This window comes from Methylobacterium sp. Ger2507 (genome assembly GCF_055231875.1).
Genome location: NZ_JBUYVC010000001.1, coordinates 1,526,232 through 1,539,255, shown reverse-complemented (window position 1 = coordinate 1,539,255; position 13,024 = coordinate 1,526,232). Strand labels below are relative to the sequence as shown.

Here is a 13,024-nt window from a genome sequence, read left to right as displayed (position 1 = left end):
CAGTACCCTTACTCGGACCGTCTTCATCGCCCGACTATACCTTCGCGACATATTGCGCGTAAAAAGCTTCGTCCGACTTCGTCAGGTAAACAATGGCCTCGACGAGACAGACGATTGCTAGAATTCCCGGAATTATGCCCAGAGTGACCCAGCCGACAGTTCCCATCAGCAGGTAGGCAATTCCCCAGCCCGTCTGGCCGAGATAAAACTTGTGCGCGCCGAGAAGGCCCAGAAAAAAGGCCAGCAAAGCAGCAACCAGCTTGTTTCGATCGCCTAAGCTATTCGACTTCAGCACAAAGATATTCAGCGCAGCACCGTTCTCAGAAACGAAGTCAACGTCTTGTCCAGGGAGCAAAATGCGCTGACTGCCCTGTAATGCGCCACGAACAAACTGGTATCGGAGGCCATCATCTCCGCTGATGATGCCCTGCCCGGCGGCATCATCGTATCCCAGAACTTTCCCACGCATCAGAGTCTCTTTTTCTCTCTATCAGCCAGACATTTGAATCATTTTTACTAAGTTCAAACTTGCTCGCAGCAGGATTAGTGAGCCGTGCCCACGGTTAAGCTCTAGGATCTAAAAATCGGATCGTCACTCGGCCGCCATCGGCACCGGGTCGGAATGCGGATTGGCGCTGTAGCGGTCGATGCGCTTCTCGATCTCGGGACGGAAGTGGCGGATCAGCCCCTGGATCGGCCAGGCCGCCGCGTCACCGAGTGCACAGATGGTGTGACCCTCGATCTGCTTCGTCACGTCGAGGAGCATGTCGATCTCGCGGCGCTGGGCCCGGCCCTCGGCCATGCGCAGCATCACGCGCCACATCCAGCCTGTGCCCTCGCGGCAGGGCGTGCACTGGCCGCAGGATTCGTGCTTGTAGAAGTAGGCGATGCGGGCGATGGCCGAGACGATGTCGGTGGAGCGGTCCAGCACGATGACCGCCGCAGTACCAAGGCCGGAGCCGAGGTTCTTCAGAGTATCGAAGTCCATCTTGGCGTCGATGATCTGCTCGGCCGGCACCAGGGGCACCGAGGAGCCGCCAGGAATGGAGCAGAGCAGGTTGTCCCAACCGCCGCGCATGCCGCCGCAATGCTTGTCGATGAGTTCGCGGAAGGTGATTCCGAGCTCCTCTTCGACATTGCAGGGCTTGTTGACGTGGCCCGAGACACAGAACAGCTTGGTGCCGGTGTTGTTCTTCCCGCCAAGGCCAGCGAACCAGGCACCACCGCGACGCAGGATGGTGCCTGCCACCGCGATCGACTCGACATTGTTGACCGTCGTCGGGCAGCCGTAGAGGCCCATATTGGCCGGGAACGGGGGCTTCAGGCGCGGCATGCCCTTCTTGCCCTCGAGGCTCTCCAGAAGTGCCGTTTCCTCGCCGCAGATATAGGCGCCGGCGCCGTGATGGACGTAGATGTCGAAGGGGTAGCCGTGGATGTTGTCCTTGCCGACGAGCCGCGCTTCGTAGGCCTCGTCCACGGCCCGCTGGAGGGCGTGCTTCTCGGCGACGTACTCGCCGCGGATATAGATGTAGCAGGCATGGGCGGCCATCGCGAACGAGGCCAGCAGGCAGCCCTCGATCAGGAGGTGCGGATCATGCCGCATGATCTCCCGGTCCTTGCAGGTGCCCGGCTCGGACTCGTCGGCGTTGACCACGAGATAATGGGGGCGCCCGTCGGACTTCTTGGGCATGAACGACCATTTAAGGCCGGTCGGAAATCCAGCGCCACCACGCCCGCGCAGGCCCGACTGCTTCATCTCGTCGATGATCCAGTCGCGTCCCATCTCGAGGAGGAACTTAGTACCGTCCCAGGCGCCGCGCTGCTTGGCCGCTTCCAGCCCCGGTGCGTGCAGGCCATAGAGGTTCGTGAAGATGCGATCCTGATCGGCGAGCATGTCAGTTCCCCTTCTTGGGGGCGGGAGACCGAGGGGTGGACGGCTTCGCGCTGGAGGCTTTCGCCGTCGACGGCTTCCTGTCGACCGGCGGAGCCTCCGCAATGTCCGCGCTGGCACCCGATGCGGCCGGCTGGGGCGGCGGCTCGTTGCGTGGCAGATCCGATTGTGTCCCGGCTTCCGCGCCGGCGGCTTCGGCCTTCGCGATCGTTTCAGGAGCAGGCATCGGTGCGGCCTGAGTTGGCGACGTCGCGGTCGACTCCTTGGGGTCGGCGGCGTCTGCCGTATCGCCGGCCTTCACAGGTATCTCCCCCGCTGCGGCACGCTGAGCCGGCGCGTCCGTCACCGGCTTCTCAACGGCACGGCCCGCATCGGGGCGAGCCGGCTTCGGCTCGGAAGCGGCACGCTGCTCAGACGAGGCGGCCTCGGCCTTGCCCTGCTCGCTGCCGTCCTCGGCTTCTTTGTCCTCGAAACGCTTGCGCCAAGCACCAACGCGCGATCCGTCGAACAGGGTTGCGTCGATAAGGGTGTCGGCACCACCGAGGGGCTCCGAGGAGGTTCGCCCGACCTGCGAGCCAACCTTCACCGGCCGCCCTGCAGCCAGATCGTCCATCAGCTTGCCGAGGAGGTCAGGTGTCAGGTCCTCGTAGTAATCCTGATTGATCTGCGCCATTGGCGCGTTGCAGCAGGCGCCCAGACACTCGACTTCGAGCCAGGAGAAGTTGCCGTCGGCGCTGACATGACCCGGAGCACCGAGACGGTGCTGCAGGTAGTCTTTCAACTCACGCGCGCCGCAGGAATCACATGGAACGGTCCCGCAAAGCTGGATCCAGAATCTACCCACTGGCTCCAGGGCGAACATCGTATAGAACGTCGCCACTTCGAGCACGCGGATATGCGGCATCCCGAGTTCGTCAGCCACCGCTTCGATGGCCTTCTGCGGCAACCAACCGCCATTCTGCTCCTGCGCCTTCCACAGGAGCGGAATCACCGCCGAGGCCTGGCGCCCCTCCGGATACTTCTCGATCTGGCCCTTCGCCCACTCGGCGTTCTCGGACGAAAACGCGAAGGCGGCGGGTTGCTCGGATGCGGGGGCGAGTCTGCGGTTGGCCATCAGTTCTGAACCTTGATCGTCACCGGTCCACCTCGCCGAACACGATGTCCAGGGTGCCGAGCACACAGGACACGTCGGCCAGCATGTGGCCACGGCACATCCAGTCCATCGCCTGGAGATGGGCGAAGCCTGGAGCGCGGATCTTGCAGCGATATGGCTTGTTGGTGCCGTCGGCGACGAGATAGACGCCGAACTCACCCTTCGGCGCTTCGACGGCGGCATAGACTTCGCCGGCCGGCACGTGGAAGCCCTCGGTGTAGAGCTTGAAATGGTGAATCAGCGCCTCCATCGAGCGCTTCATCTCGCGGCGCGGCGGCGGTGCGATCTTGCCGTCGGTGGCGGAAATCGGCCCCTGACCGGCTGGCTCGCGCAGCTTGATGCAGCACTGCTTCATGATCTTGGCTGATTCGCGCATCTCTTCCATGCGGATGACCTGGCGATCATAGGTGTCGCCGTTCTTCCCCACGGGGATGTCGAATTCCATTTCCTCGTAGGCTTCGTAGGGCTGCGATTTGCGCAGATCCCAGGGAATCCCTGAGCCGCGCACCATCACGCCAGAAAAGCCCCAGGCCATCGCCTCATCGACCGTGACGATGCCGATATCGACGTTGCGCTGCTTGAAGATACGGTTTCCCATGACAAGGTTGTCGAGGTCGTCGACCACCTGCAGGAAGGGATCAATGAACGCCTCGATGTCGTCGATGAGTGCGGGCGGCAGGTCCTGATGGACGCCACCGGGACGGAAGTAGTTGGCATGCAGGCGAGCGCCCGACGCGCGCTCGTAGAAGATCATCAGCTTCTCACGCTCCTCGAAGCCCCAGAGCGGCGGCGTCAGGGCACCGACGTCCATCGCCTGCGTGGTGACGTTAAGCAGATGGGAGAGGATGCGGCCGATCTCGCAGAACAGGGTGCGGATGAGTTGGGCGCGCCGAGGCACCTGCAACCCGAGCAACTTCTCGATGCCGAGGCAGAAGGCATGCTCCTGGTTCATCGGGGAGACGTAGTCGAGCCGATCGAAATAGGGCGTCGCCTGCAGGTAGGTCTTGTGCTCGATCAGCTTCTCGGTGCCGCGATGCAGCAGGCCGATATGCGGGTCGACCCGCTCGACGATCTCGCCGTCGAGTTCCAGCACCAAGCGCAGCACCCCGTGCGCGGCCGGATGCTGGGGCCCGAAATTGATCGCGAAATTGCGGATGTTGTGCTCGGTCATGGCCTCGCTCCGCCGCTCAAGCCGACGTCTTCTCGTCGCCCGGAAGCACGTATTCCGTGCCCTCCCACGGCGAGAGGAAGTCGAAGTTCCGAAATTCCTGGGTGAGCTTTACGGGCTCGTAGACCACGCGCGCCTCATCCTGGTCGTAGCGGACCTCGACGAAGCCCGTAAGGGGAAAGTCCTTCCGCAGCGGGTGCCCTTCGAAGCCGTAATCGGTGAGCAGACGCCGTAAATCCGGATGGCCCGAGAACAGAATGCCGTAGAGGTCGTAAGTCTCCCGCTCGAACCAATTCGCCGCCGGGAAAACCTCGATGACGGAGGGTACTGGCGTCTGGTCGTCGGTCTGAACCTTCACGCGGATGCGGGTGTTATGGCGCAACGAGAGCAGGTGATAGACCACATCGAACCGCTTCTCACGGGCCGGATAGTCCGCGCCGCAAATGTCAATGAAGCAGCGGAAGGCACAGGCTGGATCATCGCGCAGATAGGTCAGTGCATAGACGATATCGCTTGCCTGGACCACGAGGGTCAACTCGCCGAACGCGATGGCACGCGAGACGATCGCGGGGCCAAGGGCACCGGCGACGTGATCGCCGATTCGCTCAAGCGCCGTCATGCCCGAATCGGGACTCGTGTGAGCAAGGATGCTGATGCCGTTGGTCATGCCGGAGCGTCCTTATTCCTAGCGCTCGATCGTGCCAATGCGGCGGATCTTCTTCTGGAGCAGGAGTACGCCGTAAAGCAGCGCCTCGGCGGTCGGGGGGCAACCCGGAACATAGATATCGACCGGCACCACCCGGTCGCATCCGCGCACCACCGAGTAGGAATAGTGATAATAGCCGCCGCCATTGGCACACGAGCCCATGGAGATCACGTAGCGCGGTTCCGGCATCTGATCGTAGACTTTGCGGAGGGCGGGCGCCATCTTGTTGGTCAGGGTGCCGGCAACGATCATGACATCGGATTGCCGGGGCGATCCGCGTGGCGCGAAACCGAAGCGCTCGCAATCGTAGCGCGGCATCGACATCTGCATCATCTCGACGGCGCAGCAGGCGAGGCCGAAGGTCATCCACATGAGCGAGCCGGTCCGCGCCCAATTGATGAGGTCGTCCGTAGAGGTGACCAGGAAACCGCGATCAGCGAGTTCATTGTTGATCGACAGGAAGGTCGCATCGTTCGCGCCGATCGGCAGCCCCGTGTTGGGATCAATGATCCCTTTCGGAGCCGGCGCGATCGCCGGAGCGCGGGACAGGTCGGGGCTGAAGGCCATCGGTTTCTCGGGATCAGGCTTCGGGCAGGCTGAGTTCGGATAGACGGAGCTCGAACAGGCAGGCGTAGAGCGAGCTGTGATTCGTGAGCGCTAGTCCCACTCGAGCGCGCCCTTGCGCCACTCATAGACGAACCCCACGGTCAGAACCCCGAGAAACGCCATCATCGACCACATGCCGAACCAACCGAGCTCACCGAAGGTAATCGCCCACGGGAAAAGAAAGGCGACCTCGAGGTCGAAGATGATAAACAGGATTGCAACGAGATAGAAGCGAACGTCGAACTTCATCCGCGCGTCATCAAAGGCGTTGAAGCCACATTCGTAAGCTGAAAGCTTCTCGGGATCGGGGCTGTTATAAGCAACCAGGAAGGGGGCGACGAGCAGAGCTACGGCGATGAATCCCGAAACGCCGATAAAGACGATGAGCGGCAGATAGTCTGCCATCAGGCCGGTCATGCAGGACCCCTCGTGTTCGCGGGCGATTGCGACGCCCTGAGCGCCGTCGGCCACGTGGAATTGCTCCAATGCCAGACTGCGCAGGCGCGAGGCTTAGACGACCCCCTGGAGTGAAACAAGGGCATCGTGCGTCGCACAAAATCTCGCATGCATCCCAGGTAGTTCTTCACCCGATCCACACAACACGACGGATGCGCGCAGGGTGGCCTCAGGCGGCCTCCTGGTGGGCACGAGCGAAGACTGATTCACCATACCGGACGGTGACCAGCGCAAGGATATCGGGGACATCCTGGGCCATTTGTCAGGGAGATCTGGCGGCAGGCGCGGATGGGGAACCATAACCTTGGCCGTCCGTTTCGTTCATGTCCCACTCAGGCCGGATCGCGTTAGGTCGGCGCAACATTCGACCTCACAGGAGACGCTTCGTGCGCATTGCCCAGATTGCTCCGCTGTCGGAGGCCGTACCCCCGAAGTTCTATGGTGGGACCGAGCGCGTGGTCTCGTGGATCACGGAAGAGCTGGTTCGTCAGGGCCACGACGTAACCTTGTTCGCGAGCGGCGACTCCGAGACGTCCGCCAAGCTCGCGGCCTGCACGCCGGAAGGCCTGAGGTTGCTGGGCTATCGCGACCACACCGCAAGCCATCTCGCGATGCTTCACCATGTGCACAAACGGGCACATGAGTTCGATATCCTGCACTTTCATATCGACCTCTTGCAGTATCCGATGTTCGAGGACCTGAACCACAAGTGCCTCACCACGATGCACGGTCGCCTCGATGTGCCGGATTTCATGCCGGTCTATCGGACCTTCACGGGCATGCCCTTGGTGTCGATCTCAGACAACCAACGTGATCCGATGCCGGAGAACGTGAATTGGCTCTCGACGATTCATCACGGCCTGCCAGCACAGAACTGCCCGTTCTATCCGGAGGCCAAGGGCGGCTATCTCGCCTTCCTCGGCCGCATCTCGCCGGAAAAGCGGCCCGACCGGGCCATCGAGATGGCCATCCGCTCGGGCGTGCCGCTCAAAATCGCCGCCAAAGTCGACAAGGCTGACCAGGACTATTGGGACGAGGTCATCGAGCCGATGATTCATCATCCCCTCATCGAGTTCATCGGCGAGATCAACGAGGAGCAGAAGAAGGACTTCCTCGGAAACGCACTCGCCCTCGCCTTCCCGATCGACTGGCCGGAGCCCTTCGGCCTCGTCATGATTGAGGCGATGTCGGCTGGAACCCCCGTAATCGCATTCCGCAACGGCTCCGTGCCGGAGGTCATTGCCGACGGCATCTCGGGCGTCTTGTGCGATTCGATGGATGATGCGGTCGCGGCAGTCGATAAAGTCAAGTCTATGAGCCGAGCCGGTGTGCGCAAGCACTTTGAGGGAAATTTCACCGCTGAGTGCATGGTGCGCAAGTACGTGTCTGCCTACGAGCAATTGCTTGCTGGCACTAATTCGGTGATCAAGCTTCCGCATGCGGGATCTTTCACGTCCCACTACGGCGAGTTGAATGGCTCCGCGCTGCCGCAGATCTCGGTCGCCGCCATGCCGGCCTAATTCGGCCAAGCCACGGCCTCTGCGAATCCGATTCTGCTCGCTTCCGGAGCGGGCTGGCGCCGCAAGATTGCCGCACTACCTCTGCCACTGAGGGCCGCCGCGCCGCACTTTGCGACCGGCGGCTCTTTCGATTCGACCCCCCTTTTCGGAGATGCGCAGGCATGGCAGCGGATACACTGAAGGCGACCTCCGAGCCCGCAAGCGAGACGCGGATTTCTCAAGGCTTCCAGGATGCCGATGAAGTTCTGCCGCAGTACCATATCGAAGCGCAGACATCCCTGGTCGAACGCCCACTCCGATCGCTGAAATACGGCGAAGCCTTTGCGGTTCTCGACAGCTACGGCGACATTGGAGTGCTGCCGGGTCCGGAAGGACTCTACTTCCAGGACACGCGCTATCTCTCCCGCATGCACGTCACCATTGAGGACCAGCGCCCCCTACTGCTCTCCTCTGTGATGCAGGACGACAACGGCGCGCTCAGCGTCGACATGACGACGCCCGACATCCGCATCGACGCTCACGACGAGACCACGATCCCGCGTGAGTTGATCGCGATCGAGCGCACCAAGTTCCTTTTCAAGGGTGCGTGCTACGACCGGATCGGTCTACGCAATTACGATTCCCGCCATTGGCACCTCAAGGTCGCCGTCACCTTCGACGCGGATTTCCGCGACCTGTTCGAAGTTCGCGGCATGGATCGCCCGGTACGCGGCAAGCGAAGCGTGCAGGTGGCGAGCGATGCCGAGGTCCAGTTCCGTTACGCCGGCCTCGACGAGGTGGTACGGACCACAAGTCTCCACTTCGGTCCGAAGCCGAAGCATATCGAGCCGGGCCGGGCCGAGTTCGTCGTTTCCCTGCCGCCCGGGGGGCGCGCCTCGCTGTTCCTCCGCGTCGTCTTTGAATCGCACCGCGCCTTCACCAGCGCGCCTGCCGCGGAGCGCGTCGGTGAAGATGCTGCCGCCGGGCTATCCCATGCCGCCGGCAGCACGGCCTCCGCGCGCCATCCGAAGGGCCTTGCCGAGGGTGTGATCTTCGCGCGGGCATATCGCGACTCGCGCCGTGATCTGCGGCAGCTCACCGCCGGCATCACCACGATCATTTCGTCGAACGACCAGTTCAACGAGGCAGCCTGTCGCGCAACCGCCGATCTTTATATGCTGGCGAGCCGGACGCCGGAGGGCATCTATCCGTTTGCTGGGATCCCCTGGTACTCGACGGTGTTCGGGCGCGACGGCATCATCACCGCCATGATGGCGCTTTGGATCGATCCAAACTTCGGAAAGGGTGTTCTGCGTTACCTCGCGTCGACGCAGGCCAAGGCGATCGACCCGGCCGCGGATGCGCAGCCCGGCAAGGTGCTGCACGAGACCCGTCGCGGCGAGATGGCCATGCTCGGCGAGGTGCCCTTCCGCCACTACTACGGCACCATCGACGGTACGCCACTCTTCGTGATGCTGGCCTGGGAATACTACGCGGTCACGGGCGACCTGGAGACCATCTCGGCGATCTGGCCGGCGCTCGAATTGGCGCTCGAATGGATGAACAAGTACGGCGACCGCGACGGCGACGGCTTCGTCGAATACGCTCGGGACACGGACAAGGGCCTCGAAAATCAGGGCTGGAAGGACAGCCACGATTCGATCTTCCATACCGATGGGAACCTCGCCAAGGGCCCGATCGCCCTCTGTGAGGTCCAGGGTTACGTGTATGCGGCGAAGAATGGGGCGGCTAAGCTCGCCTCACTTCTCGGCCGGGACGACCTTGCCCAGCGTCTCGGCGAGGAAGCCAAGGCGCTCCGGCAGAATTTCGACAAGGCGTTCTGGTGCGAGGCGATCGGCACGTACGCCCTCGCGCTCGATGGCGAAAAGCGCCAATGCGCAGTCCGCTCCTCGAACGCCGGCCACGCGCTCTTCACCGGCATCGCTTTGCCGGAGCGTGCGGCCAGTGTCGCGGCCAACCTGCTGTCGAAGGACGGCTTCAACGGCTGGGGCGTGCGTACGATCGCCCGCGGCGAGGCTCGGTACAACCCGATGTCCTACCACAACGGTTCGATCTGGCCGCACGACAACGCCCTGATCGCCTTGGGGCTGGCGCGCTATGATCTCAAGCCCGAAGCCTCGCGCATCTTCCAGGGCATGTTCGATACGGCTTTGTACCAGGATCAGAAGCGGTTGCCGGAGCTGTTCTGCGGCTTCATGCGGCGCCACCAGCGAGGACCAGTTTCCTACCCGGTGGCCTGCTCACCGCAGGCCTGGGCTGCTGCGGCGCCCTTCGCCTTCCTGGCGGCTTGCCTGGGTCTGGAAATCGACCATGATCGCAACCGGGTCCGCTTCCGCAACCCGACCCTGCCGCCCTTCCTCGATGGTGTCTCGATCTTCAACCTGAAGATCGGCACCTCGCGGGTGGATCTGCGCCTGCAACGCTATGGCGAGGACGTCACCGTGAACGTTCTGCGCCGCACGGGGGATGCGCAGATCTCCTTGCTCAAGTGATTCGATCGGGCGGCGCCTGAAACGTCGGTCTCCGGCGTCGTCCCTTCGATTTCGCACCCGATGCCAGCGAATACCTTCCGGTCAGACATACGAATTTCGGCACGCGCTTACACAGAAGACTGTGGCACGCACCCGCGCTGAGGATCGGCCTACAGCAGCTTTGAAGCGGGAAAGGCTCAAGCCGAGACTGATATCGAGCATGCTTGTCGTGCTCTGTAGCCTCGTCCTGGCCGCTGCACGGGCCGACGCGAGGGCCGATGACATCCGCGAGGCGAGCAGATGGCACATCCCGCGGCTGCATCGGACAGCTGTTCCTATCTGCTGTTCGTACCTCACGGCTACCCAGCGATGCCGCGCAAGGAATGGCCACTCGTGATTTATCTCCACCGCGCGGGCAGCCTCGGCGACGATCTGGATCTCGTGAAGCTATGGGGATCGCCCAAAGCCCTCGCTTCGCACCCGGGCGCACCGTTCTTCGTTCTCTCGCCCGAGGCCAAGGGCAGCCTCCAGATCGGTGGACGGTGGAAAACGGAGCGGATCGAGCGGTTGCTCGCCGACCTGCGCGGCATCTACAGAATCGATGCGAGCCGCATTTCTCTGACAGGTTGGTCCATCGGCGGAAACGAGACTTGGCGCTGGGCAATCAAGCAGCCCCATCTCTTTGCGGCCGCAGTGCCGATCGGAGGACATGGTAACTTCAACCGGGATGCCAATTTGCTGACGGTCTGCGCGTTAAAGGATATGCCGCTCTCGGCCTTTGACGGGGATCACGATGAGATCACGCCGCCAGACAGAGCAACCAAAGTCGTCGAGGCTCTCTACCGATGTCGCGGGGGCACACAGTAGCCTCGCCTGACCATCCTGCCCGCGACCGGCCGTCACGCCGCCGATCCGGCCTAAGCAGTCCGGCCTTGTGGCTGCGGATGCTTGAACGGCGGCGGTCGACCGTGCCTCCGCTGGTCGCTCCTTCAGTCAACCAAAAAGGCGCCGTTCCGGAGGGAACGACGCCTTGAGCCATTCTTACCTCAGACGGCTGCTTTAGCGCGGTGCCAGGATCATGATCATCTGGCGTCCCTCGAGCATCGGCTCGCTCTCGACCTTGGCAATCTCCTGGGTTTCGTTCTTGACCCGCTCGAGCAGGCGCAACCCGATATCCTGGTGCGCCATCTCACGGCCGCGGAAGCGCAGGGTCACCTTGACCTTATCACCTTCCTCGAAGAATCGAATCACGGCCTTCATCTTGGTGTCGTAATCGTGCTTGTCGATGCCGGGACGGAGCTTGATCTCCTTGACCTCGACCGTCTTCTGCTTCTTGCGCGCTTCGTTCTGCTTCTTCTGCTCGTTGAAGCGGAAGCGGCCGTAATCGAGAAGCTTACAGACGGGAGGAACGGAGTTCGGAGCGATCTCGACGAGATCGAGGCCTGCCTCCTCGGCCAAGGCGATGGCGTCGAAGAAGGCGACGACGCCACGGTTCTGCCCGGTGTCGTCGATGAGCTGCACTTCGCGAACGCCACGGATATCCCGGTTGGCGCGCGGCCCGTCCTTCTGCGGGGCCGGCATAGCTCTCATAGGTCTACGAATGGCTTTGTTCTCCTAGTGAAACGACGAAACGGCAGCCCGCGAACCCAAGCCCCGTTTGGGGTCGATCCTGGCCACCCATCGCTCGCGAAATTCGTTGCGACACCTTGGCGAAAGTCTCGTGCAAGTCAACACGGTCGTCGCCGTTTGGTTCATCGGGTCCGACGCGGTCATCGGTGCGTGGCAAGCGCCTGCTTCGCAAGGAGGTCTGCGTAGACCGCGAGCGTATCGCCCACCATCCCCTCCAACGAAAAATGGGCTTCCACATGCATCCGTCCGCGGCGGGTCATGGCATCACGGGCACTCGCACCGAGCGAGAGCGCTTCGCAGAGGGCATCGGCCAAAGCCGCCGCATCACCGGGAGGAACCCGCCATCCCGTCCGCTGCGAAGTCGGCACCTCCGGCGGCGACAGCACCGTCTCCGGCACGGCACCGAGATCCGACACGATCACGGGCGTCCCGAGCGCCTGCGCCTCGACCGCGGAGCGCCCGAAAGCTTCCGGCTCCACCGATGGGACCGCAACGACGGAGGCTGCCCGGAACGCTGCGGGCATGTCGGCGCAATGCCCGACCCGATGCACGATGCCCCGCAGGCCGCGGGCGGCGACAAGGGCGTCGAGCTCGCGCTCGTAGGCGACGCGCCCCTGCGGATCGCCGGCCAGCACGATCGCGACGTCGGTGACGCCCCGGTCCCGCATCAGGGCTGCTGCCTCGATGAGGACGCGCTGTCCCTTCCACGCGGTCAAGCGCGCGGCCAACAACACGACGCGCTCGTGAGGGGCGACACCCCAGGCCCGTCGCAGAGCCTCGACCCGGGCCGGGAGGACCGCGGCAGGCGTAAACAGGGAGAGATCGGTTCCGCGATGGATGACCCGGATCCGGTCGCCTGCCTGCTCCGGATGCAGAGAGCGGATCAGGGCCGCGGTATAATGCGAGTTGGCGATGACGACATCGCCGCGCGCCATCACGGAGTTGTACAGGACCTTGACGCCCGTTCGGCCGGAATAACTCCCGTGATAAGTGGTGACGAAGGGAAGCTTCATGCGGCGAGCGGCACCGAGCGCCACCCAGGCCGGCGCCCGCGAACGAGCGTGGACAATCTGCACCCCCTCACGCCGGCAAAGCCGCGCGAGCCGCCCGACATTCAACGCCATGGCGAATGGGTTCTTCGAAGCCGCCGGGAAGGGAAGCCAGACCCCTCCTTTCGCCTGCAACTCGCCCACCAGGCGCCCGCCCTCGGTGGCCACCAGGGCTCGGGCACCGGCGGCTGCGAGAGCTGCGGCGACATCGACGGTCGTACGCTCGGCACCGCCTGCGTCCAGTTCGGGGATGATCTGCAGGATGGTGGCACCGGAGAGCGGCGCGCGCTCGCTCGGAAATCCGCCGCGGACCTCGCCGTTCATAATACGCGCGCCGAGACGGCCCGAAGTTCGAGAGACGATTTCGGGTAGTCT

The 13,024-nt window shown here is 63.1% G+C and carries 12 protein-coding genes; 3 read left to right on the top strand and 9 right to left on the bottom strand.

Annotation, left to right across the window (positions count from 1 at the left end):
- Positions 1 to 34: 34 nt before the first annotated feature.
- From ACV7NL_RS07150 to ACV7NL_RS07120, 7 genes are all read right to left on the bottom strand, one after another.
- Complete coding sequence (locus ACV7NL_RS07150) at positions 35 to 469, bottom strand: TM2 domain-containing protein (RefSeq protein WP_463355279.1); 435 nt, start codon at positions 467 to 469, stop codon at positions 35 to 37.
- 123 nt (positions 470 to 592) lie between these two features.
- Positions 593 to 1,894 (bottom strand): NADH-quinone oxidoreductase subunit NuoF, encoded by a 1,302-nt coding sequence (nuoF, locus tag ACV7NL_RS07145; RefSeq protein ID WP_056178930.1) that lies wholly within the window; start codon positions 1,892 to 1,894, stop codon positions 593 to 595.
- Between the two features lies 1 nt (position 1,895).
- Positions 1,896 to 3,005 (bottom strand): NADH-quinone oxidoreductase subunit NuoE, encoded by a 1,110-nt coding sequence (gene nuoE / locus ACV7NL_RS07140; RefSeq protein WP_463357071.1) that lies wholly within the window; start codon positions 3,003 to 3,005, stop codon positions 1,896 to 1,898.
- A gap of 19 nt (positions 3,006 to 3,024) precedes the next feature.
- Positions 3,025 to 4,215, bottom strand: a complete 1,191-nt coding sequence (locus ACV7NL_RS07135; RefSeq protein WP_056178923.1) for an NADH-quinone oxidoreductase subunit D — start codon at positions 4,213 to 4,215, stop codon at positions 3,025 to 3,027.
- 16 nt (positions 4,216 to 4,231) lie between these two features.
- Positions 4,232 to 4,879: an NADH-quinone oxidoreductase subunit C gene (locus ACV7NL_RS07130; RefSeq protein ID WP_463355278.1), complete on the bottom strand. Its 648-nt coding sequence runs from the start codon at positions 4,877 to 4,879 to the stop codon at positions 4,232 to 4,234.
- 18 nt (positions 4,880 to 4,897) lie between these two features.
- Complete coding sequence (locus ACV7NL_RS07125; protein WP_463355277.1) at positions 4,898 to 5,485, bottom strand: NuoB/complex I 20 kDa subunit family protein; 588 nt, start codon at positions 5,483 to 5,485, stop codon at positions 4,898 to 4,900.
- Between the two features lie 90 nt (positions 5,486 to 5,575).
- Complete coding sequence (locus ACV7NL_RS07120; RefSeq protein WP_056179973.1) at positions 5,576 to 5,941, bottom strand: NADH-quinone oxidoreductase subunit A; 366 nt, start codon at positions 5,939 to 5,941, stop codon at positions 5,576 to 5,578.
- Positions 5,942 to 6,366: 425 nt separating this feature from the next.
- On the opposite strand from ACV7NL_RS07120, the gene ACV7NL_RS07115 reads away from it, so the two are divergent.
- From ACV7NL_RS07115 to ACV7NL_RS07105, 3 genes are all read left to right on the top strand, one after another.
- The gene (locus tag ACV7NL_RS07115; protein ID WP_463355276.1) at positions 6,367 to 7,500 is read left to right on the top strand and encodes a glycosyltransferase family 4 protein; all 1,134 of its coding nucleotides are present in this window, start codon (positions 6,367 to 6,369) and stop codon (positions 7,498 to 7,500) included.
- 161 nt (positions 7,501 to 7,661) lie between these two features.
- Positions 7,662 to 9,992, top strand: coding sequence for an amylo-alpha-1,6-glucosidase (locus ACV7NL_RS07110; protein WP_463355275.1), 2,331 nt, complete (start codon positions 7,662 to 7,664; stop codon positions 9,990 to 9,992).
- Positions 9,993 to 10,271: 279 nt separating this feature from the next.
- Positions 10,272 to 10,838, top strand: a complete 567-nt coding sequence (locus ACV7NL_RS07105; protein WP_463355274.1) for a carboxylesterase family protein — start codon at positions 10,272 to 10,274, stop codon at positions 10,836 to 10,838.
- A 192-nt stretch (positions 10,839 to 11,030) separates the two neighbouring features.
- On the opposite strand, the gene infC is transcribed toward ACV7NL_RS07105, so the two are convergent.
- Both infC and ACV7NL_RS07095 read right to left on the bottom strand, forming a co-directional pair.
- Positions 11,031 to 11,552, bottom strand: a complete 522-nt coding sequence (gene infC / locus ACV7NL_RS07100) for a translation initiation factor IF-3 (protein ID WP_244476923.1) — start codon at positions 11,550 to 11,552, stop codon at positions 11,031 to 11,033.
- A gap of 188 nt (positions 11,553 to 11,740) precedes the next feature.
- Positions 11,741 to 12,973: a glycosyltransferase family 4 protein gene (locus ACV7NL_RS07095; protein WP_463355273.1), complete on the bottom strand. Its 1,233-nt coding sequence runs from the start codon at positions 12,971 to 12,973 to the stop codon at positions 11,741 to 11,743.
- Positions 12,974 to 13,024: the final 51 nt, after the last annotated feature.

Excerpts from the sequence above, each read along its gene's own strand:
- ACV7NL_RS07150 (WP_463355279.1), bottom strand. The coding sequence starts at position 469 with ATGCGTGGGAAAGTTCTGGGATACGATGATGCCGCCGGGCAGGGCATC.
- nuoF (WP_056178930.1), bottom strand. The coding sequence starts at position 1,894 with ATGCTCGCCGATCAGGATCGCATCTTCACGAACCTCTATGGCCTGCAC.
- nuoE (WP_463357071.1), bottom strand. The coding sequence starts at position 3,005 with ATGGCCAACCGCAGACTCGCCCCCGCATCCGAGCAACCCGCCGCCTTC.
- ACV7NL_RS07135 (WP_056178923.1), bottom strand. The coding sequence starts at position 4,215 with ATGACCGAGCACAACATCCGCAATTTCGCGATCAATTTCGGGCCCCAG.
- ACV7NL_RS07130 (WP_463355278.1), bottom strand. The coding sequence starts at position 4,879 with ATGACCAACGGCATCAGCATCCTTGCTCACACGAGTCCCGATTCGGGC.
- ACV7NL_RS07125 (WP_463355277.1), bottom strand. The coding sequence starts at position 5,485 with ATGGCCTTCAGCCCCGACCTGTCCCGCGCTCCGGCGATCGCGCCGGCT.
- ACV7NL_RS07120 (WP_056179973.1), bottom strand. The coding sequence starts at position 5,941 with ATGACCGGCCTGATGGCAGACTATCTGCCGCTCATCGTCTTTATCGGC.
- ACV7NL_RS07110 (WP_463355275.1), top strand. The coding sequence starts at position 7,662 with ATGGCAGCGGATACACTGAAGGCGACCTCCGAGCCCGCAAGCGAGACG.
- ACV7NL_RS07105 (WP_463355274.1), top strand. The coding sequence starts at position 10,272 with ATGGCACATCCCGCGGCTGCATCGGACAGCTGTTCCTATCTGCTGTTC.
- infC (WP_244476923.1), bottom strand. The coding sequence starts at position 11,552 with ATGCCGGCCCCGCAGAAGGACGGGCCGCGCGCCAACCGGGATATCCGT.
- ACV7NL_RS07095 (WP_463355273.1), bottom strand. The coding sequence starts at position 12,973 with ATGAACGGCGAGGTCCGCGGCGGATTTCCGAGCGAGCGCGCGCCGCTC.